At 52.4% G+C, this 22,852-nt stretch carries 19 protein-coding genes and 1 other annotated feature; of the genes, 17 read left to right on the top strand and 2 right to left on the bottom strand.

The genetic code is table 11. The annotated features are described in order from the left end of the window. Positions 1-134 precede the first annotated feature (134 nt). The 8 genes from pgeF (at position 135) to QU597_RS21115 (ending at position 9,073) form a co-directional block, all read left to right on the top strand. Positions 135-989, top strand: a complete 855-nt coding sequence (pgeF, locus tag QU597_RS21150; protein WP_310829711.1) for a peptidoglycan editing factor PgeF — start codon at positions 135-137, stop codon at positions 987-989. A gap of 9 nt (positions 990-998) precedes the next feature. Beyond that, positions 999-1,691 carry a YggS family pyridoxal phosphate-dependent enzyme gene (locus tag QU597_RS21145; protein WP_310833375.1) on the top strand — a complete coding sequence of 231 codons (693 nt, stop codon included), beginning with the start codon at positions 999-1,001 and terminating at the stop codon, positions 1,689-1,691. Continuing rightward, positions 1,691-2,134, top strand: coding sequence for a cell division protein SepF (locus tag QU597_RS21140; protein WP_206101465.1), 444 nt, complete (start codon positions 1,691-1,693; stop codon positions 2,132-2,134). Before QU597_RS21145 ends, QU597_RS21140 begins: the two co-directional genes overlap by 1 nt. A 7-nt stretch (positions 2,135-2,141) precedes the next feature. After that, positions 2,142-2,411, top strand: a complete 270-nt coding sequence (locus QU597_RS21135) for a YggT family protein (RefSeq protein WP_082451904.1) — start codon at positions 2,142-2,144, stop codon at positions 2,409-2,411. A gap of 4 nt (positions 2,412-2,415) precedes the next feature. Continuing rightward, the gene (locus QU597_RS21130; RefSeq protein WP_310829710.1) at positions 2,416-3,198 is read left to right on the top strand and encodes a YlmH family RNA-binding protein; all 783 of its coding nucleotides are present in this window, start codon (positions 2,416-2,418) and stop codon (positions 3,196-3,198) included. 330 nt (positions 3,199-3,528) lie between these two features. Then, positions 3,529-4,014 carry a DivIVA domain-containing protein gene (locus QU597_RS21125; RefSeq protein ID WP_054941738.1) on the top strand — a complete coding sequence of 162 codons (486 nt, stop codon included), beginning with the start codon at positions 3,529-3,531 and terminating at the stop codon, positions 4,012-4,014. A 170-nt stretch (positions 4,015-4,184) separates the two neighbouring features. Continuing rightward, positions 4,185-4,463, top strand: a binding site (T-box leader). 783 nt (positions 4,464-5,246) lie between these two features. After that, positions 5,247-8,339 (top strand): isoleucine--tRNA ligase, encoded by a 3,093-nt coding sequence (ileS, locus tag QU597_RS21120; RefSeq protein WP_310829709.1) that lies wholly within the window; start codon positions 5,247-5,249, stop codon positions 8,337-8,339. Positions 8,340-8,770: 431 nt separating this feature from the next. Further along, positions 8,771-9,073, top strand: coding sequence for a DUF5665 domain-containing protein (locus QU597_RS21115; protein WP_310833374.1), 303 nt, complete (start codon positions 8,771-8,773; stop codon positions 9,071-9,073). Positions 9,074-9,120: 47 nt separating this feature from the next. Here QU597_RS21115 and QU597_RS21110 read toward each other — a convergent pair whose 3' ends face one another. Beyond that, positions 9,121-9,852 (bottom strand): TraR/DksA C4-type zinc finger protein, encoded by a 732-nt coding sequence (locus QU597_RS21110; protein WP_310829708.1) that lies wholly within the window; start codon positions 9,850-9,852, stop codon positions 9,121-9,123. Between the two features lie 235 nt (positions 9,853-10,087). Here QU597_RS21110 and lspA point away from each other — a divergent pair, with 235 nt between their 5' ends. The 3 genes from lspA to QU597_RS21095 all read left to right on the top strand — a co-directional run bounded on the left by lspA (position 10,088) and on the right by QU597_RS21095 (position 12,934). Continuing rightward, the gene (gene lspA, locus QU597_RS21105) at positions 10,088-10,591 is read left to right on the top strand and encodes a signal peptidase II (RefSeq protein WP_310833373.1); all 504 of its coding nucleotides are present in this window, start codon (positions 10,088-10,090) and stop codon (positions 10,589-10,591) included. Continuing rightward, complete coding sequence (locus QU597_RS21100; RefSeq protein ID WP_310829707.1) at positions 10,584-11,558, top strand: RluA family pseudouridine synthase; 975 nt, start codon at positions 10,584-10,586, stop codon at positions 11,556-11,558. The genes lspA and QU597_RS21100 overlap by 8 nt, the downstream gene beginning before the upstream one ends. Positions 11,559-11,680: 122 nt before the next feature. After that, positions 11,681-12,934: an LL-diaminopimelate aminotransferase gene (locus tag QU597_RS21095; RefSeq protein ID WP_310829706.1), complete on the top strand. Its 1,254-nt coding sequence runs from the start codon at positions 11,681-11,683 to the stop codon at positions 12,932-12,934. Positions 12,935-13,262: 328 nt separating this feature from the next. Here the strand turns inward: QU597_RS21095 and QU597_RS21090 are convergent, their stop codons facing one another. After that, positions 13,263-13,832: a GNAT family N-acetyltransferase gene (locus QU597_RS21090; RefSeq protein WP_310829705.1), complete on the bottom strand. Its 570-nt coding sequence runs from the start codon at positions 13,830-13,832 to the stop codon at positions 13,263-13,265. A 157-nt stretch (positions 13,833-13,989) separates the two neighbouring features. Here QU597_RS21090 and QU597_RS21085 point away from each other — a divergent pair, with 157 nt between their 5' ends. The 6 genes from QU597_RS21085 to carB all read left to right on the top strand — a co-directional run bounded on the left by QU597_RS21085 (position 13,990) and on the right by carB (position 22,703). Beyond that, positions 13,990-14,631 (top strand): GyrI-like domain-containing protein, encoded by a 642-nt coding sequence (locus tag QU597_RS21085; RefSeq protein WP_310829704.1) that lies wholly within the window; start codon positions 13,990-13,992, stop codon positions 14,629-14,631. A 648-nt stretch (positions 14,632-15,279) separates the two neighbouring features. Beyond that, a complete protein-coding gene (pyrR, locus tag QU597_RS21080; RefSeq protein ID WP_310833372.1) occupies positions 15,280-15,858 on the top strand; it encodes a bifunctional pyr operon transcriptional regulator/uracil phosphoribosyltransferase PyrR in 579 nt (192 codons plus the stop codon). A 2-nt stretch (positions 15,859-15,860) separates the two neighbouring features. Then, entirely contained in the window at positions 15,861-16,769 is a 909-nt protein-coding gene (locus tag QU597_RS21075) for an aspartate carbamoyltransferase catalytic subunit (RefSeq protein ID WP_236332617.1), read from the top strand. A gap of 119 nt (positions 16,770-16,888) precedes the next feature. After that, complete coding sequence (gene pyrC / locus QU597_RS21070; protein ID WP_310829703.1) at positions 16,889-18,169, top strand: dihydroorotase; 1,281 nt, start codon at positions 16,889-16,891, stop codon at positions 18,167-18,169. Between the two features lie 132 nt (positions 18,170-18,301). Continuing rightward, on the top strand, positions 18,302-19,480 hold the full coding sequence (gene carA / locus QU597_RS21065) for a glutamine-hydrolyzing carbamoyl-phosphate synthase small subunit (protein ID WP_310829702.1): 1,179 nt from the start codon (positions 18,302-18,304) through the stop codon (positions 19,478-19,480). A 1-nt stretch (position 19,481) separates the two neighbouring features. Further along, entirely contained in the window at positions 19,482-22,703 is a 3,222-nt protein-coding gene (gene carB / locus QU597_RS21060) for a carbamoyl-phosphate synthase large subunit (protein WP_310829701.1), read from the top strand. Positions 22,704-22,852: the final 149 nt, after the last annotated feature.

The following is a 22,852-nucleotide window of genomic DNA, read 5'->3' as shown; positions in this document are numbered from 1 at the left end:
CAGCTGTCCTGGAAAGGACGCGCTTGAGTAAAAAAAAGGGTTATGGGGTCCCCGCAAAGTACTTGAATAGGCTTCGTAGTCCTAACACCACTTTGTGGGGAAATCTTGTGGTACACTTAAGCGGAGGTGAGAGAATGGAACCATTTGTGCAAAAACAGGGGATGCCTGTGCTGCTGGAGCTGGAGCCGTGGCGCGGGTATAGAGAGATAACCGCCGGCTTCACAGGAAGACAGGGCGGAGCCGGCAAGCCGCCTTATGACAGCTTCAACTGTGCCTTTCATGTCGGCGATAATCCGGAGGATGTGCTCAGCAACCGGGAAAAGCTTGCAGAGAGTCTGGGGTTTAGTTTGGATGCCTGGACCTGCGGGGAGCAGACCCACGGTAAACATATAGCGGTAGTGACAGAGGCAGACCGCGGACGCGGCAGCCGGACAAGAGCTTCGGCCTTTCAGTCGACAGATGGGCTGCTGACCAATGTGCCGGGAGTGCTGCTTACTTCTTTTTATGCAGATTGTGTACCGCTGTACTTTTATGATCCGGTGGAGCGTGTAGCAGGATTGGCCCATGCGGGATGGAAAGGGACCGTAGCGGAAATTGCCGGGGCCATGGTCAGTAAAATGGCGGAGGTTTTCGGAAGTAAGCCGCAGCATATTGTAGCTGCCATAGGGCCTTCTATTGGAGAATGCTGCTACGAGGTCGATGATTATGTAATGAAACATGTTCTTCAGCTAGAAGAAACATTGGCTCTCACCGCTTCCTCCGGGACAGAGCAGGACTTATACAGCAAATCGCTATCTGATGACAGCAAAAGTATGCTGAACTTGAAAGAATTGAATCAACGCATTATGATTAAAGCAGGAATTTTGCCGACTCATATCGAATGTACAACTTGGTGTACAAGCTGTAACACAAATCTGTTCTTTTCTTACCGGAAGGAACAGGGGATTACAGGGAGAATGACGAGCTGGATCGGAATAAAGGAGAGTTGAACGTTGGTTTTGACACTGCAGGACAGAATCGCCGATGTAGAGGGACGTGTAGCACGTGCCTGCGCGGCAAGCGGCCGGGATGTAAGTGACGTCAAGGTTATCGCAGTGACGAAATATGTATCGCTGAAGACGGTGGCTGCTGTGCTGGAGGCAGGTTTAGAGGACATTGCCGAGAGCCGCTGGCAGGATGCCGAGCATAAGTGGAAAGCGCTGGGAGACAAGGGTACATGGCATTTTATCGGCCATTTGCAGACCAATAAGGTTAAGGACGTTATCGGCAAATTTGAATATATACACTCTTTAGACCGGTTATCATTGGCAAAGGAACTGCACAAAAAGGCCGATGCCGCGGGAATTACCGTGAAGGTCTTCCTCCAGGTGAACATTTCGGGAGAAGATACGAAGTTTGGTTTGCCGCCTGAAGCGGTGCCGGGATTTCTGCGGGAAATCGCTTCTCTGCACCGGGTAAAAGTAATCGGACTGATGACGATGGCGCCTCATGAAGGCGATCCGGAGCTTACCCGTCCGGTATTCCGCGGACTGCGCGAGCTGCGTGATGAGCTGAATCTGCTAGCTTTGACACCTGAGCCTATACAAGAGCTGTCGATGGGAATGTCGAATGATTTTGAAGTGGCGATACAGGAAGGAGCCACCCAGGTGCGCCTGGGGACGGTATTAGTAGGTCACGAGGAGGGAGCTTGATGGGCGTGATGAACCGGTTTATGAGTTTTTTGGGCTTGCAGGAGGAAGAGGAAGTTGTGGAGCGGGAGCAAATCTCCCGTGATGAGGATGAATATGAGCCTGCCCCTGTAGAAACCCGCAAAAATCAGCGGGCCAACGTCGTCAGTATCCATTCGCAAAAAAATGTGAAGGTTGTACTGTATGAACCCCGTTCCTACGAGGAGGCTCAGGAAATCGCTGACCACCTTCGCTCGCACCGCACGGTCGTCATTAATCTGCAGCGTGTGCGCAACGACCAGGCGATGCGGATTATTGATTTTCTCAGTGGAACTGTTTATGCCCTGGGTGGAGGAATCTCCAAGATTGGGGGCAATATATTTATGTGCACACCGGATACAGTTGAAATTCAAGGCTCCATTACAGAAATCCTTGGTGACGATCAAGATTACAACAGAATGAGGTGAACAGGTTTTGAACGAAGTATCTTCTATTATCAACATCCTATTTCAGATTTACTATTACATGATTCTTATATACATTCTCATGTCCTGGTTACCTAATCTGCGCGAGAACTTTATTGGTGAGCTGCTCGGCAAGCTTGTGGAGCCGTACCTTAGCCCGTTCCGGAGGATTATTCCCCCGCTTTTTGGCACGATAGACATTTCCCCAATCATTGCGATTATCGTGCTGCGCTTTGCTGTCGGCGGGCTTCATTCCATTGTGGCCCTGATATTCGGCTAAGAAGATGAAGAATGAAATTTACGGGCATTTTCATCCTGACGAACGGCAATTTGTGGACAAGGCCTGGGAATGGGTCACCCATGCAGGAGAATATCATGAGACTAAGCTGACCGAATTTCTTGATCCGCGCCAAGGATATATTCTGCAGAGTCTTGTGAACCGCCATCCCGATGTTGAAGTACGATGGGAGGGCGGTTCTGAAAGTGCCGAGCGGAAACGTGCACTGGTGGCTCCCGATTACCGGGATCTATCAGACGAAGACATGGAGCTTAAGGTTCTCGCAATTTCCTCCGGGGAGCAGAAATTCCTCTCTCTGGAGCATGGCGATTATATGGGTGCTATCCTTGGACTAGGTATCAAAAGAGGGAAAATCGGCGATATTCATGTGCTTGAGGATGGGTGTCATGTTGTCGTGGCGGCAGATATCGCAGATTATCTGGCGATGAATCTGACGGGAGTGCACCGGATTAATGTCCGTACGGAGCTTTTGCCGTTATCCGGCTTACGCAGCAGTGAGGTTAAGCTTGAGACGATGGAATTAACGGTTGCTTCCCTGCGGCTTGATGGTATTGCTGCAGATGTTACCCGGCTCAGCCGGAGCAAAATATTGATTCCGATCAAAGCCGGACGCGTCCGGGTGAACTGGAAAGTAGAGGAGGACCCTTCCTGCGGACTCAAGGATGGGGACATGGTATCCATCCAGGGTTTTGGCCGGTTCAAGGTTCTGGAGATTGGCAGCCTGACGAAAAAAGGCCGGTACCGGGTCCGGATCGGTAAATTTGTGTGAATCCCTAGCAGGAATCTGCAAGTGCTTGTCGAAATTGATTATCTCTAGGGAAGCAAACATTTTGAAAGCCGGGCGCCGATACTCTTAGAAGGGGCGGTTCCTGAAGCGGCAATTCAAGATGAATTCCAACTTGCGCCTTATCATTGAAAATGTAAGGATGCATAGATCAGATACCATCCTTATTTTCTCGAAGAACCGGTTGCCTCCGTCAGATGGGACGATGCATCCGATTCTTTTTACAGTACAGTCTTTCTTCTATGTCTGCCGGGACACCCTATGATTCATAGTTCAGGGACATAAAAGGTCCGAAATTTCTAGGAGGTGCACAGCATGCCATTAACGCCGCTCGATATACATAACAAGGAGTTCTCCCGGAGAATCCGTGGTTATGATGAGGACGAGGTCAATGAATTTCTTGATCAGGTAATCAAGGATTATGAAAGCGTCATTCGTGAGAACAAAGAGCTGCATAATCAGCTTCTGACCATTCAAGAGCGTCTCGACCATTTTGTGAATATCGAGGAAAGTTTATCGAAGACTATCCTTGTCGCTCAGGAAGCGGCTGATGATGTGAAGAACAATTCCAAGAAAGAATCACAGCTAATCATTAAAGAAGCAGAAAAGAACGCCGACCGCATTATCAATGAAGCGTTGTCCAAATCCCGCAAGGTAGCGATTGAGACGGAAGAGCTGCGTAAGCAGGCCTCCATCTACCGTACCCGCTTCCGTACACTAGTAGAAGCGCAGCTGGAGCTGCTCTCCCAGGATGACTGGAACGCGCTCGAAAGCCGCGAAACCAGCGAGAATCTGCTCTGATTTTGTGCTTCAGTCGGGACTGGATTCGCTCAGGCAAGGGAGACGGTATAGCAGCAAGCCGGAGTGGGCAAGCTGCTAACGGATGAATAAGCCCGTTGCCTGCGGTGCTGAGGGTGTTGACATTTTTTCTTAAAACGTCTATAACTAGAACATATCTGTGTCATGTTCATAATTATTCGATGACGGGACAAAGTACGATAAGGTATTGTTCTCCAGAGAGTCGGCGGTTGCTGCGAGCCGATTGTTCACGCCTTGCCGGAAGATCTTCCCCTAGAAGCTAAGCTGAAGCGATGTATTCGTGCGTAGGTGCAGCCGTCTGCCGGACGTTACCCCGGACCCGTACAGTACAATTATGTGCGGAACTGAGATTGTGCTGAATACACTCCCCTTAAGGATGTGCGTGAAGCGCAGAATTAGGGTGGTATCGCGAGCGTCGTCTCGCCCCTTTGGGGGCGGGGTGGCGCTCGTTTGCGTCTTATCCCCCTAAATCCCCCTTCCAAGGGGGACCCCAAGGGCTCGCCGCCCTCTGGACACCCGCAACAAGGGCTCCAAGCAGAGAGCGGCGGCAGCGGACGGGAGGGATTACTTCGGCGGGGGGAGCGGCCCTTCTTAGGCTCCCCTGGCGGGAACGCCTGCGGGGCCTTGCCTTAAGGCAAGAGCCAAAGGCGAAAGACTAACGGCGGCAAAAGCAGGGCGACCCGCCCAGCGCTGCCCTACGGGATCGCGGGGCGGGTGCCCCAAGAGCTACAGGCCTGCGGCGGCTGCGCCCCGCCGCCGAGGCGACCCGCCCAGCGCTGCCCTAACGGGATCGCGGGGCGGGTGCCCCAAGAGCTACAGGCCGGCGGCGGCTTCGCCCCGCCGCCGAGGCGACCCGCCCAGCACTGCCCTAACGGGATCGCGGGGCGGGTGCCCCAAGAGCAACGGACCTGCGGCGGCTTCGCCCGCCGCCGCTGGCGACCCGCCCAGCGCTGCCCTACGGGATCGCGGGGCGGGTGCCCCAAGAGCTACGGGCCGGCGGCGGCTTCGCGACCAGCGTGCCTGAGGTAGAGCGGGCCGCTTGCGGCGACAAGCGGGGACTACAACCCAAACCACCAATCACACCGCCTCTGTCCCGGAATTAGCCAATATTCCGGGTGTCCAGAGGGCGGAGCCCTCGGGGTCCCCCTTGGCTAAGGGGGATTTAGGGGGATCGAAATGGTTTAAAGACTAAACCCACGAAAGGATTGACCCTCATGCAAAAGGTAGATGTCAAAGAAAAGGCGCGGGCCAGAGATGTCCGCATATTAAAGAAATGGAGCGACGAAAATACGTTCCGCAGATCCATGGAGAACCGTGCGGGACGCCCGAACTATGTGTTCTATGAAGGACCTCCGACGGCGAACGGCGTGCCACATATCGGGCACGTGCTGGGCCGGGTCATCAAGGACTTTATCGGCCGCTACCAGACGATGAAGGGCTTCCGCGTTGTGCGCAAGGCTGGCTGGGATACCCACGGCCTGCCGGTTGAACTCGGCGTGCAGAAGAAGCTTGGCATTTCCGGCAAGCAGGATATCGAAGAATACGGTGTAGAGAAATTCATCAAGGAATGTAAGGAAAGTGTATTCGGCTACGAGAAGCAGTGGCGTGAGTTCACGGAGGCGATCGGCTACTGGACTGATCTGGATAATCCTTATGTAACACTGGACAATACCTACATCGAGAGCGTTTGGAACATCCTGGCTACAGTGCACGAGAAAGGCCTGATGTACCGCGGACACCGTGTGAGCCCTTATTGCCCTAGCTGCCAGACGACGCTGAGCTCCCATGAAGTGGCGCAGGGCTATAAGACAGTTAAAGACCTGAGTGCTACAGCTAAGTTCAAGCTGGAAGGCAGCGGAGACTATGTACTTGCCTGGACGACCACACCTTGGACGCTTCCGGCGCATATGGCGCTGGCCATGAACCCGGAGATGGAATATGTGCGTGCCCAGCAGGAAGACGGCGTATATATCTTAGCTAAGAACCTGGTGGAAGAAGTGCTGAAAGGCGACTACACTATCCTTTCTACCCACACAGGTGCCGATTTTATCGGCCAGAGCTACACTCCGCCGTTCAATTATATCCAGGCTGAGAAGCACAATGTAATCGTAGGGGCGTCCTTTGTTACTGATTCCAGCGGTACCGGGATCGTGCACATGGCTCCGGCGCATGGTGAAGATGACTATAAGAGCTGCCGTGAGAACGGCATCAGCTTTGTCAATGTCGTGGATACTTCCGGTAAATACACCGGTGTGGTTAGCGATTTTGCCGGACGGTTCGTCAAAGATGTTGATCTGGATATCATCAAGGTGCTGTCCGAAAAAGGACTGCTCTACAATAAAGAGAAATACGAGCACAGCTATCCGTTCTGCTGGCGCTGCGATACACCGCTGCTCTATTATGCAACAGACAGCTGGTTCATCCAGACGACAGCAATCAAAGATCAGCTGATCGCTAACAATAACACCGTGGACTGGTACCCGGATCACGTGCGTGAAGGTCGCTTCGGCAAGTTCCTGGAAGAACTGGTAGACTGGAATATCAGCCGTAACCGCTACTGGGGCACACCGCTGAACGTGTGGGTCTGCCAGGACACCGGCAAGGAATTCGCACCGCACAGCATCGCTGAGCTGCGTTCGATGGCCATCGGCGAAGTTGCAGAGGACATCGAGCTGCATAAGCCGTATGTGGATAATATCAAACTGCGCAGCCCGTTCAGCGAAGGCGGAGTGATGGTGCGCACACCGGAAGTCATCGACGTCTGGTTCGACAGCGGCTCGATGCCGTTTGCACAGAGCCACTATCCGTTCGAAAACAATGATACCTTCGAGGATCAGTATCCGGCGGATATGATCTGCGAAGGAATCGACCAGACACGCGGCTGGTTCTACAGCCTGCTTGCGGTATCGACACTGTTCAAGGGCAAGGCGCCTTACAAAGCCGTTATCGCCCACGGCCATATCTTCGATGAGAACGGCCAAAAAATGTCCAAATCCAAAGGCAATGTAATTGACCCTTGGGAAATCATGAACGAATACGGCACCGACGCCTTCCGTTGGGCGATCCTGTCCGACAGTGCGCCATGGAATAACAAACGCTTCTCACGCGGTCTGGTCGGCGAGACCAAATCCAAGGTCGTAGATACACTGGTTAATACCCATGCATTCTTGACGCTGTACGCCGGCATTGACGGCTATGATCCTGCGGATCATCCGTTCAAGGTCTCGGAGCATAAGCTGGACCGCTGGATTCTCTCCCGCCTGAACAGCCTGATTCTGCTGGTGGATAAGGGCCTTGCCGTCAATGACTTCGTCAATACGTCCAAAGCGATCGAGAACTTTGTGGATGAGCTGAGCAACTGGTACATCCGGCGTTCCCGTGACCGGTTCTGGGGCAGCGGTCTTGGCGAAGAAAAGCTGGATGCTTACCGGACACTGACGCATGTGCTGCTTACTACAGCTACACTGATGGCTCCGTTCACACCAATGCTGTCCGAGGACATCTTCACGAACCTGGGCGGCGGGGAAAGTGTGCATCTGGCGGATTATCCTAAGGCTGATGAAAACCTGATCGACCTTGAGCTGGAACGCGATATGGAAAGTGCCAGAGGGATTGTGGAGCTAGCCCGTAACGTGCGCAACGAGACCGGCATCAAGAACCGTCAGCCATTGTCTGAACTGATTGTTTCCCTGGACCGCAATTTGGATATTGCAGACTATGAGGAGATCATCAAGGATGAGATCAACGTTAAGCATATTGTCCTTGAGAACAGCGACAGCGGCTTTGTAGACTTCACCCTGAAGCTGAACCTCAAGGTAGCAGGTAAGAAATACGGTAAAAACGTCGGCTTCCTGCAGGGCTTCCTGAAAGGTATGGACAGCGAAGCCACCCGCAAAGCTGTGAGTGAAGGCATCGTAGCGATTGTATCACCGGAAGGCGAAGAGCTGCAGATTACTGCCGAAGAGCTGCTGGTTGAGAAGCAGGCAAAAGCCGGATTTGCTGCCGCCTCGGGGTATGGTCTGACCGTGGCGCTGAATACCGAGATCACGCCGGAACTTGAGCAAGAGGGCTGGGTGCGTGAAATCATCCGTGCCGTGCAGGATACCCGCAAACGTCAGGATCTGGCGATTGAAAAACGGATCGCCCTTTCACTGCAGCTGGACGACGAGCTGAAAGCAGCCGTCACCGCATTTGAGCATGTGCTGCGTGAGAATGTCCTGGTGACTACGGTTGATTTTGACGGCGATCACAGCTTTGAAACCGTGGATGCCGGCGGCAGATCCATCGGGATCTTTATCGGAGCGTAAGCCTTAAGCGGCGGCTGTGCATTACCCGTCCCTAAATGGCATATACTAGCGGCATAAGAAGAAACGTCCAGGCAGCCCTGAACCAAGGGCGTGTGCTTTCCCTTAGTGAGCGGTACCCCGTGCCGCTTGCAGGATGCCGTTACTGCGAGATGATAGAGATACCGGGCAGAACATCTTTATCTTTCGCGTACAATAACGAGTCCGTGTTCCTGGAGAGATCCTCTCTATCAGGGCCGGACTTTTTATTTGCGGCAAAGGGCAGGCAGGACGGGGTGAGAATGCCGTGGAAGGGGCTATCAATGGTGGCGGGTAGGGAGCAGGAGCACAACAAATCCATTTATAACGGGAGAATATCCATTAAGACATCGCGGGCAAACCTCAATTCGGAACAGGAGAGGGAGAGGCAGCCGGATACGAAGGAGGAGCCGCAAATTACGCAGGAAGAAAAGCTGAATGCCGTCTACCGGCTGACTACCGGACTGGCCCAGCAGATGGAGAAGTCGCGGATCGCTGATTATACGGAGCTGCTGCACTCCCCTTTTCGTTTAATCTGGCTCAATATTCTGGCGGGAACGGCCCGCGGGGTGGGGATTGCGCTCGGGTTTACTTTTTTTGCGGCGACCATTATTTATGTCCTGCAGGTGCTTGGCGCGCTCAATCTGCCGATCATCGGGGATTATATTGCTGACATTGTCCGGATCGTCCAGCACCAGCTGGAGCTGAAGACCTTTTAACGGGGCAGTCTTATGAGTTATTTGTGAGAAAAAGGAGCAGCCCATGGCTACTCCCTGTCTGTTTTTCGATTCGGATCCAGGAGATAGCTGCCTTCCTCGGAATCCATATAGTGACGGTAGCTGTTTCCTTTGATTATGGTGAGATGATTGCCGGCAATATCCGTGGCGACAAAATTTTCCCATGGTTCTACAAAGCCTTCGGTCTCATCGGCTTCGATCTCCATGTCATTATACGAGCGGATCTCATTATCTTCGGCCATGGCCGGGGAGTTTGAGCTGCCATAGCTTTCAACAATCTGCCAGGCGTCTTCGCCGTCGAAGCCGTTTTGCTCGTCCCGTTCATCGAGGCTGGTCCGTCCATATGGAGGCGACAGAAATTCTTCTTCCGCCGGCCGTGTGAACGGGGAAAACTGGCGGGGATTATGCTCTTTGCAATACCGGGTTGCAGGGACAACGGACAAGCGTTCATATGGAATGTCCTGCCCACAGACGGCGCAGCTGCCGTAGCTGCCCTCATCCATCGCTTTCAGGGCATCATCGATTTCCTCGAGCTCATGTTCATCCCGTTCCACAAGGGAAATGTCCATGGATCGGTGATACAGCTCCGTTGCGGCATCGCCGGGATGATTGTCGTTGGTGGACAGCTCTCCAGTGTTATCCCGCAGTGATTCCTGCAGTCCATAATGCCCGTTGTTTTGCAGACGGTGGCTGATTTCCTGCTGCTGCTGAAGCAGTGCGGTATGCAGCTCTCCAAGCTGCTGTGGTGTCAGTCGGCTCATAGGGCCCTATGCTCCTTTCAGGTGCTGATGCTTACCGGCAGCTTTCACCGGTTCTTCCTTTGATAGCTTGACCTGAGGAACGTTATTTTACCGCTGGAAAATAGTTCTGAGCAAGAGCCCGATTGCTAAAGGCCTGCGATGGACGGGTTCTTGAGGCCTGTGCTACAATATACAAGTCTTTATTCAGTATTCGTACCGCGTCTGCGGGAAAAATAAGAACGGAGTGACAACTTCTGTGGTGTACTTTCTGATTGCGCTTATTGTATTTTTGATTGACCAGGGTACCAAATATGTCATTGCTACCCGGCTGGAGATCGCTGAGCAGATTCCGGTTATTAAGGATTTCTTTATTATTACCTCTCACCGCAATCGTGGAGCCGCTTTCGGAATTCTTGAAGGACAGCAGTGGTTCTTCATTTTGATTACGGTTATTGTTGTTGTCGGTATCGTCTGGTACCTGAACAAAGCCCGGAAGACCCGCAAACTGCTGCCTACTGCGCTGGCACTTGTGCTTGGCGGAGCGGTTGGCAACTTTTTGGACCGTTTACTGAACGGCGAAGTTGTAGACTTCCTGATGTTCAATTTCGGCAGCTATACCTTCCCGATTTTCAATGTGGCCGACTCCTGCATCGTGATTGGGGTAGCGCTGATTATTCTCGATACGCTGCGTGACATGAAGGGCGGAGAAGATATCATCGAGGTCAAGGAATCCAAGGAAGTCAAAGAAGGGAATGAATGATTTGAATAAGGACGTCAAAGAGATGGCGGCTGGGGCCGCCTCCGAAGAAGATAAGGACGTCACCGAATGGACGGTTATTGCAGAAAATGCCAAGGAACGGATCGATAAATATATCACCGAGTCCTGGGAAGAAGATATTTCCCGTTCTCAGGTGCAGCTGTGGATCAGCAGCGGACATGTTACGGTAAACGGCGCTCCTGTAAAAGCGAATTATAAGCTGACTGAAGGCGATGTTGTGGCGGTTACCGTTCCAGAGGCGGAAGTGACCGATCTGGTGGCGGAAGATATTCCGCTTGACGTCGTTTACGAGGACAGCGATGTCATTGTTGTCAACAAGCCGCGCGGCATGGTTGTCCATCCGGCAGCAGGGCATCCTTCGGGCACCCTGGTCAATGCGCTGATGCATCACTGCAAGGATCTGTCCGGCATTAACGGTGAGATCCGCCCGGGCATTGTGCACCGCATCGATAAGGACACCTCAGGCCTGATTATGGCAGCCAAGAATGACGCCAGTCATGCCTCGCTTGCCGCCCAGCTCAAAGAGCACAGCGTAACGCGCCGCTATATCGCTGTAGTGCACGGCAACCTTTCGCATGACAAGGGAACTGTGGACGCGCCGATCGGCCGCGATCCCCATGACCGCAAGTTGTATACGGTAACCGAGAAGAACAGCAAGCGGTCGGTGACGCATTTTACCGTGCTGGAGCGCTTTGGCGATTGTACCCTGCTGGAGCTGCAGCTGGAGACGGGGCGTACACACCAGATCCGCGTGCATATGAAGTTTATCGGTCATCCGCTGGTCGGAGATCCGGTATACGGGCGCAGTAAAGGGATCACCATGAATGGACAGGCTCTGCATGCCGCTGTACTGGGCTTCGTGCATCCTTCGACAGGACAGTATATGGAATATAGCAGACCGATTCCTGCAGATATGGAAGAAGTGCTGTTTACACTGCGCAGCAGATAAGTACAAATGAAGTGATGATAAATCCATGGTTTTGAAGGCGGCTTTCCTTCATATTTAGGATATAAGATGTAAAGATAATCAATCATGGGTTACAAAAAATGCCAGGAGATGAGAACGAGATTATGAGTATTGAACAATATCAGAACACCTTCATTCAGACTAATTTTGCAGACCGCATCGGCGGCGCGAACTACGGCAAAGATACTAACATTTATAAATTTGAGAAAATCAAACGCGCTAAGGCTTCGGCGAAGCAGGATTTTCCTAACATTGAACTGATTGACATGGGCGTAGGCGAACCTGACGAAATGGCTGATGAAGGCATTGTCGCCAAGCTTGCCCTCGAAGCTGCCAAAGAAGAAAACCGCGGTTATTCCGATAACGGTATTCCTGAATTCAAAGCAGCGGCTGCCGCTTACCTGAAGGAAGTATTCCAGGTTGACGGCATTGATCCAGTAAACGAAGTGGTTCACTCCATCGGTTCGAAGCCGGCTTTGGCGATGCTGCCATCCTGCTTCATCAATCCGGGCGATATCACAATCATGACCATTCCGGGTTATCCGGTGCTGGGCACCCACACCAAATACCTAGGCGGACAAGTCTATACAGTGGAACTTAAGAAGGAAAACAATTTCCTGCCTGACCTGAACTCCATTCCGGAAGACATCGCCCGTAAGGCAAAGCTGCTCTATCTGAACTATCCGAACAACCCTACCGGCGCAAGCGCAACGCCTGAATTTTTCAGCGCCGTTGTAGACTGGGCCAAAAAATATAATGTCGTAGTCATCCATGACGCTCCTTACGCAGCCTTGACTTATGATGGCGTGAAGCCGCTGAGCTTCCTGTCCGTACCGGGCGCGAAGGATGTCGGCGTAGAACTGCACTCCCTTTCCAAGTCCTATAACATGACTGGCTGGAGAATCGGATTCGTAGCCGGCAATCCGCTGGTTGTGAAGGCATTCAGTGACGTGAAGGATAATAATGACTCCGGTCAGTTCATTGCCATTCAAAAGGCTGCTGCTTACGGTCTGGCGAATCCGCAGATCACCGAAGCCATTGCCGCCAAGTATTCCCGCCGCCACAACATGCTGGTGGATGCGCTGAACAGCCTGGGCTTCAAAGCTGAGAAGCCGAAGGGCTCGTTCTTCCTGTATGTAGCTGCACCTAAAGGTGTTAAAGGCGGACGCCGCTTTGAATCCGGCGAAGATTTCTCGCAGTTCCTGATCCGCGAGAAGCTGATCTCCACCGTGCCTTGGGACGATGCCGGCCCATTCGTACGCTTCTCCGTTACTTTCGTAGCCAAAGGCGAGGAAGAAGAGAAACGTGTAATCTCCGAAATTCAAAGACGTCTGAGCGACGTTGAATTCGAATTTTAATACTAAAGCCGCCGCAGTTTTCACTGCGGCGGCTTTTTTTGCGGCTTGGTATATTAAACTTGGAGATCTGCTGCAGAAAGTGAACGCTTCGTCTATTGATTAGCTGAATTACCACGTGCAATTGTGGGATCAGCAAATCCTTCAGCCACTTGTCCTTAACTATTTATTTTTAGGTTCAATTAATATAGTGGGAAAAGTCACGCTAATCTCACTGGAAATGCTGATATGAGCCTTCATGTGAGGTATTAGTGGGAGAATATCTAACTAGCTTCTCCCTTCCTTCCTTCTGGAAAAATTTAGATGGAGAAAATCCCACTGCTGTACCGTTTTATTTTGCGGGCGGCCGGTAGGCTTTTTTGTGGAAATTATTAATATAGCGGAACAGGGACTCACCATTATCCTCCACCTGTACGCTCTGCTCCAGCGGCTTCAGCATGGCCTGATAAGGCTCAGGCACCCAGATATACTGATGTACATAAGGGGTTAGGATGAACCCGTTTTTCTCCCAGAAGTGAATACGCTGTGCATGAGTCTCCGAGCTCCCCGATTCTGCCTCTATAATGACGCCAAGTACGTTATTAGTTTGTTTTGCCCAGTCTATGATCAGATCCAGAAACACCGTCCCGGCCCCCCGGCCGCGCAGCTCCCGGCTAACCGCCAGATAATCTATAATAAGACGTTTCCCTTCCGCTCCATCAACCATTCCCGTTACAGCCATTGCGGCTGCTTGACCATCTATAAGGCCTGCATGGATATGGGCAATTCCCCGGTCCAGCATACTGCGCAGGATGCCTTCCGGTTTCGCCCCGCTGGGAAAAGCCTCCCGGTATACCGGCTCGATGGATCTCCACAGCTTATCATCCCAATGTGTAATTGTTATTAGCTCCATGTTCATCATCAGTCGCCTCCAATTTCATCATAACAGACCGGGATGGGAAGAGTAAAAAAGTGAAAACTGAATTTCCGCCTCCTTGGAATATGACATACAGATGTCTATTTAGGGCTGATAGAATAGAAATATAAAGCAATCTAAACATATACAAAGGGGAGTAAATATGGACAAAATTGATTATAAAAAATCCAATAAAGAGCTATATCAGCCAAAGACTGAACCCGGCATCATTGACGTTCCGGCGATGACCTTTATTCAGGTGAACGGGTACGGCAACCCGAATGATCCGGAGGGTGAATATCAAAAGGCAGTGGAGACGCTATATGCCCTATCCTATACGATTAAAATGTCACCCAAAAATGGGCCAGCGCCGCACGGCTACTTCGAGTATGTGGTGCCCCCGCTGGAAGGGCTGTGGTGGCAGGAGGGTCTCCGGGGAGTAGACCTCATGAGCAAGGACACCTTCAGCTGGACAGCTATGATCCGCCAGCCAGATTTCGTGAATGAACAAGTATTTGCCGCCGCGGTTGAAGCAGTGAAACGTAAAAAGCCGCAGGTTGATGTCTCCAAGGCTGGACTTGTTACATTCACAGAGGGACTATGCGTGCAGTGTATGCATATCGGAAGCTTTGATGACGAGCCTGCAACTGTTGCCAAAATGAACCGCTATATCGCAGAGCATGATCTGCTGTGCGATCTGTCAGATGTCAGACGGCATCATGAAATATACCTCTCTGACCCCCGTAAAACAGAGACTGCCAAGCTGAAGACAATTCTGCGGCATCCTGTTCGGCAAGCAAGATAAAAAAAGCTGGCGTGCTTTTTGCCGCTGATATCGTTTGCTTTTGCTTTTTGCTTTTTGCTTTTTGTTTTTGATTTTTGCTTTTTGATTTTTGCTTTTTGATTTTTGCTTTTTGATTTTTGCTTTTTTGCCGGTAACGCTGGTAGCCCAGCCCAGCCGTTATAACCTGCTGCCCCTCTCCTTCGAACTGGGAAAGGTTTCGGTTAGGTGGAAGCGCGGAGGGGATTTTGGAACTGTAGGAGCGGTAGCGTCCGCCTTTGTCTCCAGATTTAATCCGCTATGCGGATCAATTCAAATAAATCTGGAGACAACAGCGGCCGGAAGTCCAAAATCCCCGCAGCAGCGCCCATCACCTAACCGCGCCCCAACAATCCAAAGAAATCTTTCCCAGTTTGACACCCGCCTCAACATCTGTCATAATTCTCTTAAATGAATATGCGCCTTTAATTCAGTCCCGTGAGGCTGGCAAGGTAACGTGAATCGAGGTTCGCGACTTAGGAAGGAATCCGTATGAGTACGGAGGGCCTTTTTATGCGCGCGGACACGCCATCTTTAGTAATCTGCGGATTTCACTCCTTGCCTGCTTCGGGCAAGGAGTTTTTTGATTTCCGGGAGCTTGAACGGGCGTACAAGCGAGAGGATGGCTGGATAATGTATACCGAGAAGAATGTAATTATGGATGAGACGGCAATCCGCCGGGCGCTGTCGCGCATTGCACATGAAATTTTGGAGAAGAACAAAGGGATTGAGAATTGCCTGCTGATCGGCATCCGCACACGCGGGGTGTACCTGGCACAGCGGATCGCGGAACGAATCAAAGAGATCGAGGGTGTTGATATCCCTTGGGGAGAGCTCGACATTACGCATTACAGGGATGACCGCGAAGGCGGCGACAACCGGGAAGCAATGGACCGGGCGGTCGTGGAGAGCAATGTGACACTACCCACCGGCACCAGCGGCATCCGTGACAAAAAAGTGATTTTGTTCGACGATGTGCTCTACACCGGCCGTACGATCCGCGCTGCAATGGATGCGCTGATGGATTGCGGACGGCCGCGGATGATCCAGCTAGCTGTGCTGGCCGACCGCGGACACCGCGAGCTGCCGATCCGGCCGGACTACATCGGCAAAAACGTACCGACCTCCAGACATGAGCAAATCGAAGTGGCGCTGACGGAATATGACGGCAGAGACGAGGTTTACATTATTTCGAACCGGGAGGAACGATAACAATGATGACAGCAACCAAGGTGAAGGAACGCAGTCTGCTGGGGATTAAGGAGCTGGACCGGACAGAGATTCTACAGCTTTTGAACAGAACGGCCTACTGGGACAATCAGAGCGAGAAGCTGAACCCGGTGCTGAAGTCGCACTTTGTAGCCAATATGTTTTTTGAGAATAGCACGCGAACCCGCTTTTCCTTTGAAATGGCCGAGAAACGCCTGGGGGTTCAGGTGCTGAACTTCACAGCGGCGGCTTCCAGTGTAGAAAAAGGCGAGTCGATCTACGATACAGTCCGTACGCTGGAATCGATGGGGATCGACGCCGGAGTTGTGCGTTTGAAGCCTGCAGGTGTCCTGCAGCAGCTGTCGGAGAAGGTATCCATACCGCTGGTTAATGCAGGGGACGGGAACAACGAGCATCCGACGCAGGCGCTGCTGGACATGTATACGATGACCAAAAATTTTGGCGAGCTGAAGGGCCTGAAAGTTTCAATTATAGGAGACATTATGCATAGTCGCGTAGCGCGCTCGAACCTCTGGGGACTAACGAAGATGGGCGCGAAGGTGCAGTTCTGTGCACCAGACAGTATGAAGGCCCCGGAACTGGCACAGTACGCACCTTATGTAACAATGGAGGAGGCACTGAAGGCCGATGTGGTTATGATGCTGCGCGTGCAGCTGGAACGCCATGCCACGGGCATCCTGCAGTCAGCCGAAGAATACCGCAAGCAGTATGGACTTACCGAGGAACGCGCGGCGAAACTGGACAAGAATACCATCATCATGCATCCGGCGCCGGTTAACCGCAATGTGGAAATTGACGATGCAGTAGTGGAGAGCAGCCAGTCGCGGATTTTCCCACAGATGGCAAACGGGGTGCCGGTCAGAATGGCCGTGATGGAACGTGCGCTTCTGTAACCGGAAGGGAACTCATAAAAACCTGACATAAATGTATTAATAAATATACACAAAGATGAATTTTTATTATATAATAACGAGAGAGCTTGCAGCTGCGGCTTGCGGGCAAAAGGAGAATCATGACAGTGATCATTAGAAACGCCAGCGTATTGAACAAAGAAGGCGAACTGGAAATCAAGCATATCGTAGTTCAGGACGGAATGATTACAGCGATCGAAAGTGACCTGCCGGCTGCTGATGCATCTGCAGAGATTGTAGAAGCTGAAGGCAAGCTGCTGACTCCCGGCCTGATTGACATGCATGTGCATCTGCGCGAGCCTGGCTTTGAGCATAAAGAAACGATTGCAACCGGTGCTTTATCGGCGGCCAAGGGCGGATTTACCACGATCGCCTGCATGCCGAACACCCGCCCGGTGACAGACACCCCGGAGATCGTGGAGCTTGTTAAAGACAAAGCGCGCGAAGCCGGACTCGTTAAAGTGCTGCCTTATGCGGCGATCACCAAAAATGAGCTTGGCCGCGAGCTGACGGACTTTGCCGCATTGAAGGAAGCCGGAGCGATTGGCTTTACCGATGACGGTGTAGGCGTACAGACTGCCCAAATGATGAAGAATGCAATGAAGCTGGCAGCAGACTTAGATATGCCGGTCATCGCCCACTGTGAGGATGATTCACTGGTAGAAGGATGTGCGGTCAACGAAGGCACCTTCGCAACGAAGCACGGACTGAAGGGGATTCCCAATGAGTCGGAAGCCATTCATGTCGGACGCGATATTCTGCTCGCCGAAGCGACAGGGGTTCACTACCATGTGTGCCATGTCAGCACGGAGCAATCGGTGCGGCTGATCCGCCAGGCTAAGCAAATCGGCATCAAAGTGACCGCTGAGGTGTGTCCGCATCATTTGCTGCTCTCAGAGGAAGATATTCCAGGGCTTGATGCCAACTGGAAAATGAACCCGCCGCTACGCTCGCGCCGCGATGTGGAAGCCTGCATTGAAGGGTTACTGGACGGCACACTGGATATCATCGTAACCGACCATGCGCCGCACAGTGAAGAAGAGAAGGCAAAGGGCATGCAGCTTGCCCCGTTTGGCATCGTCGGCTTCGAGACAGCCTTCCCGCTGCTGTATACCGCTTTTGTGGCTACAGGCAAATGGGATCTGTCACTGCTGGTACAGCGGATGACTGCTGATCCGGCCCGCGTGTTCCGGCTGAATACAGGCAGTCTTGCGGTAGGAGCACCTGCTGATTTAACACTGATTGATCTGAACGAAGAGCAAGTGGTAGACCCGGCTGCTTTTGCCAGCAAAGGACGCAATACTCCTTTCACCGGCTGGAAGCTGAAGGGCTGGCCGGTTAAGACTTGGGTTGACGGCAAAGAGGTATGGACTAAAGCGTAATTAACGAACTGGTGGGACGAAAATGCCGGCTGTATGGAGCAGGTGAACCTACGGCGGCATTTTGGCGCGTACACTCCGCTAGTGATGCAAGGCATAGAATCAGACTACAGAAACAAGAAGGAGTGGAAGGGAATGCAGGCGAGATTGCTGCTACAGGACGGAACGCTTTTTACAGGCACCGCATTTGGCGCTGAAGGCGAAATGACAGGCGAGGTTGTATTTAACACAGGGATTACAGGATATCAGGAGGTGCTGTCGGATCCTTCGTATTGTGGACAGATCGTAACCATGACCTATCCGCTGATCGGAAACTACGGCATCACCCGCGATGATTTCGAATCTGTGCGTCCGTTTGTACATGGCTTTGTTGTGCGCCGCCATGAGGAAGTGCCAAGCAACTGGCGTGCTGAATACAGTGTAGACGACCTGCTGAAGGAATATGGCATTCCCGGCATCAGCGAGATCGACACCCGGATGCTGACCCGCATTATCCGCCACTACGGCACCATGAAAGCCATCCTGACCACATCGAATAAACGTGTGGAAGAACTGATGGAAATGATGGGAGATACAACGATTGAAGAGCTGCGCAACCAGGTTGCCCGTACTTCTACAACTAAGACTTACAGCAGTCCGGGAACCAAAGAACGGATCGTGCTGGTTGATTACGGCGCAAAGACCGGTATCCTGCGCGAGCTGAACAGCCGCGGCTGCGACGTGGTTGTGGTGCCGCATGATGTGACAGCGGACGAAATCCGCCGTCTTAACCCGGATGGTATCCAGCTGTCGAACGGCCCTGGGGACCCTAAGGATGTGCCTTATGCGGTGAAGACGATCTCCGAGCTGCTCGGTGAATATCCGATCTTCGGCATTTGCCTGGGCCACCAATTGTTCGCTCTGGCTTGCGGTGCAGACACCGAGAAGCTGAAATTCGGCCACCGCGGCGGGAACCATCCGGTCAAGGAGCTGGAAAGCGGACGCTGCTTCATCACTTCACAGAACCATGGCTATACTGTTAATGAAGAATCCGTACAGAGCACGGAGCTGGAAGTGACACACATCAACAACAATGATAAGACCATTGAAGGTTTAAAACATACCCGTTACCCTGCATTTTCGGTGCAATACCATCCGGAAGCAGCGCCGGGACCGCATGACAGCAGTTATTTGTTCGACCGTTTCCTGCAAATGATTGCCGACCACAAAGCGAAGACACCTGCCGGCTCACGCCAGGCCCAGCTTGCGGCAAATGCCAGAATCACGGCACCGAAACCTACTACTAAGCTTGAAGCCGTGAAAGGAGCTCTATAACATGCCAAAGAACGATAAGCTTAAAAAAATCCTCGTCATCGGCTCCGGCCCGATCGTGATCGGGCAAGCCGCTGAGTTTGACTATGCGGGAACTCAGGCCTGCCAGGCGCTGAAAGAAGAAGGTGTTGAGGTTGTACTGATCAACAGTAACCCGGCTACGATTATGACGGATACCAATATGGCTGATAAGGTCTACATCGAGCCGATTACACTTGAATTCGTAACGGCCATTATCCGCCAGGAGCGTCCGGACGGCCTGCTGCCGACACTGGGCGGCCAGACCGGCCTGAACATGGCAGTTGAGCTGGCCCGTGCCGGCGTGCTTGAATCGGAGAACGTTAAGCTGCTGGGTACCCAGCTGGAATCCATCGAGAAAGCGGAAGACCGCGACTTGTTCCGGGAGCTGATGCGTGAGCTGGAACAGCCGGTACCGGAAAGCACGATCATTACAACGGTTGAGGAAGCTATGAGCTTTGCAGAGGAAATCGGCTTTCCGCTGATTGTCCGTCCGGCTTATACCCTGGGCGGGACAGGCGGCGGAATTTGCGACAACGCGGAAGAGCTGCGTGAGACGGTCAAAGCGGGGATCCGTTACAGCCCGATCGGCCAATGTCTGGTGGAGAAGAGTATCGCCGGCATGAAGGAAGTAGAATATGAAGTAATGCGTGATGCGAATGACAACTGTATCGTAGTATGCAACATGGAGAACTTTGATCCTGTTGGTGTGCATACAGGAGACAGTATCGTCGTAGCACCGAGCCAGACACTCTCTGACCGTGAATACCAGATGCTGCGCAGCGCTTCGCTGAAGATTATCCGTGCGCTCAATATCGAAGGCGGCTGTAATGTGCAGTTCGCGCTTGATCCGCAGAGCTACCAATATTATGTCATTGAAGTAAACCCGCGGGTAAGCCGTTCCTCGGCACTGGCCTCGAAGGCGACCGGTTATCCGATTGCCAAAATGGCGGCCAAAATCGCCCTCGGCTACACGCTGGATGAAATCGTCAATCCGGTTACCGGACAGACATATGCCTGCTTCGAACCGACACTGGATTACATCGTCAGCAAAATCCCGCGCTGGCCGTTCGACAAGTTCATTTACGCGAACCGCAAGCTGGGCACACAGATGAAAGCGACTGGAGAAGTTATGGCGATTGGCCGTACCTTTGAAGAGTCGATCCATAAAGCGATCCGTTCCCTGGAAATCGGTGTACACCGCTTCCGTCTGCCGGGCGCAGAGCTGCTGGAAGACAGCGTGCTGCGCACCCGCCTCGCGAAGCCTGATGACGAGCGATTGTTCCTGATCGCAGAAGCGTTCCGCCGCGGCTACGGATTGCAGGAAATTCAGGATATTACGAACGTAGACTGGTGGTTCCTGTCCAAGATTGAAGGCTTGATTAACTTCGAGGATGTGCTGCGCAGTGAAGAAACGTTAAGTGCAGAAACACTCTACCAGGCCAAACGCAAAGGCTTTACTGACCGGGCCATCGCCGAAATTCGTGCAGAAGGGCGTCCGGGCGGGGCACAGACAAAGGAAGCCGATGTCCGTATTATGCGCCTGCAGCAGGGCCTGACGCCAGTCTTCAAGATGGTAGATACCTGTGCGGCTGAGTTCGAAGCTTCAACGCCTTACTACTACTCAACCTATGAGACAGAAAATGAAGTGACCCATTCCGATAAGCAAAAAGTAATAGTGCTCGGATCCGGTCCGATCCGGATCGGCCAGGGGATTGAATTTGACTACTCCACCGTGCATGCGGTGTGGGCCATTCAAAACGCCGGCTACGAAGCTGTCATTATCAATAACAATCCGGAGACCGTATCGACGGACTTTAATACCTCTGACCGGCTGTATTTTGAACCGCTGTTCTTTGAAGATGTAATGAACGTTATCGAACAGGAGAATCCGATCGGGGTAATCGTCCAGTTCGGCGGACAAACGGCTATTAACCTTGCTGCGCCGCTGGCTGCAGCCGGTGTCAATATTCTCGGCACGAGCCTGGAGAGCATTGATGAAGCTGAGGACCGCAAGCGGTTCGAAGCGCTGCTGGCCCGTCTCGATATCGCCCAGCCGAAAGGCAAGACGGTAACTGATGCCAGTCAGGCTGTAGAAACTGCACAATCTCTTGGCTATCCGGTGCTTGTACGTCCTTCTTATGTACTGGGCGGACGCGCAATGGAAATTGTCTACAATGATGCCGAGCTGATGAGCTATATGGTTGAAGCGGTGAAGGTTAATCCGGAGCACCCGGTGCTGATCGACCGTTATATGCTGGGTAAAGAGGTCGAGGTTGATGCGATCTGCGACGGCGAAACGGTTGTTATTCCGGGCATCATGGAGCATGTGGAGCGTGCAGGCGTTCACTCCGGCGACTCCATCGCCGTATACCCTCCGCAGTACCTGGATGAAGGCCTGAAGCAGAAGATTAGCGAAATTACGATCAAGATTGCCAAAGAGCTGAAAACAATCGGACTGGTCAACATCCAGTTTGTTATTTACCAGAATGAAGTATATGTTATCGAAGTGAATCCGCGCTCCTCGCGTACGGTTCCTTTCCTGAGCAAGGTAACCGGCATTCCGATGGCTAATCTGGCAACCAAAATCATCCTCGGCGGCAAGCTGAAGGAAGATGGTTACACAGAAGGCCTGTGGCCGGAAAGCGACTATGTGTCGGTTAAAGTGCCGGTGTTCTCCTTCGCCAAGCTGCGCAGAGTAGAGCCTACACTGGGACCTGAAATGAAATCAACCGGTGAAGTCATGGGTCGCGACAAGCTGTACGCTAAGGCGCTGTATAAAGGGCTGATCGGTGCGGGTATGAAAATCCCGGCAACAGGTGCGATCATCGTTACAGTAGCTGACAAAGACAAAGCTGAGGCTGTAGAGCTGATGAAGGGCTTCCACGCCATGGGTTACAAAATCATTGCAACCGGCGGCACGGCACAGGCGCTTGAGCAAGCGGGCCTGAACGTGATGAATGTCAACAAGCTGGATGAAGGCGAGCCTACCATCCTCGACCTGATCCGCAGCGGTCAAGCGAACTTCGTCTTCAATACGCTGACCAAAGGCAAGACGCCGGAGCGCGACGGCTTCCGTATCCGCCGTGAAGCGGTAGAGAACGGGGTCGTATGTATGACATCGCTTGATACAGTAACGGCGCTGCTGAGAATGCTGCAGACGATCAACTTCTCGTCACAGTCGATGCCTGCCTTTGTTGGACAATAATATAAAACTTAGAGGGCTGCCTGCTGGCGGTTCTACAGAGGACGGTTTGCGTTATCGCAGACCGTTCAACTGTGCCCGGGAGTTGGACAAGAAAGCGTTAATGACGGCGGGAGCCGTAAATGATAAATAGAGGAGATGGATAACAACGT

Source organism: Paenibacillus pedocola (assembly GCF_031599675.1).
Classification (GTDB): Bacteria; Bacillota; Bacilli; order Paenibacillales; family Paenibacillaceae; genus Paenibacillus_AQ; species Paenibacillus_AQ pedocola.
The sequence above is the reverse complement of the archived record's forward strand: the minus strand, read 5'-3'. Positions and strand labels throughout refer to the sequence as shown.

Excerpts from the sequence above, each read along its gene's own strand:
- pgeF (WP_310829711.1), top strand. The coding sequence starts at position 135 with ATGGAACCATTTGTGCAAAAACAGGGGATGCCTGTGCTGCTGGAGCTG.
- QU597_RS21140 (WP_206101465.1), top strand. The coding sequence starts at position 1,691 with ATGGGCGTGATGAACCGGTTTATGAGTTTTTTGGGCTTGCAGGAGGAA.
- QU597_RS21130 (WP_310829710.1), top strand. The coding sequence starts at position 2,416 with ATGAAGAATGAAATTTACGGGCATTTTCATCCTGACGAACGGCAATTT.
- QU597_RS21125 (WP_054941738.1), top strand. The coding sequence starts at position 3,529 with ATGCCATTAACGCCGCTCGATATACATAACAAGGAGTTCTCCCGGAGA.
- ileS (WP_310829709.1), top strand. The coding sequence starts at position 5,247 with ATGCAAAAGGTAGATGTCAAAGAAAAGGCGCGGGCCAGAGATGTCCGC.
- QU597_RS21110 (WP_310829708.1), bottom strand. The coding sequence starts at position 9,852 with ATGAGCCGACTGACACCACAGCAGCTTGGAGAGCTGCATACCGCACTG.
- QU597_RS21100 (WP_310829707.1), top strand. The coding sequence starts at position 10,584 with ATGAATGATTTGAATAAGGACGTCAAAGAGATGGCGGCTGGGGCCGCC.
- QU597_RS21095 (WP_310829706.1), top strand. The coding sequence starts at position 11,681 with ATGAGTATTGAACAATATCAGAACACCTTCATTCAGACTAATTTTGCA.
- QU597_RS21090 (WP_310829705.1), bottom strand. The coding sequence starts at position 13,832 with ATGATGAACATGGAGCTAATAACAATTACACATTGGGATGATAAGCTG.
- QU597_RS21085 (WP_310829704.1), top strand. The coding sequence starts at position 13,990 with ATGGACAAAATTGATTATAAAAAATCCAATAAAGAGCTATATCAGCCA.
- pyrR (WP_310833372.1), top strand. The coding sequence starts at position 15,280 with ATGTATACCGAGAAGAATGTAATTATGGATGAGACGGCAATCCGCCGG.
- QU597_RS21075 (WP_236332617.1), top strand. The coding sequence starts at position 15,861 with ATGATGACAGCAACCAAGGTGAAGGAACGCAGTCTGCTGGGGATTAAG.
- pyrC (WP_310829703.1), top strand. The coding sequence starts at position 16,889 with ATGACAGTGATCATTAGAAACGCCAGCGTATTGAACAAAGAAGGCGAA.
- carA (WP_310829702.1), top strand. The coding sequence starts at position 18,302 with ATGCAGGCGAGATTGCTGCTACAGGACGGAACGCTTTTTACAGGCACC.
- carB (WP_310829701.1), top strand. The coding sequence starts at position 19,482 with ATGCCAAAGAACGATAAGCTTAAAAAAATCCTCGTCATCGGCTCCGGC.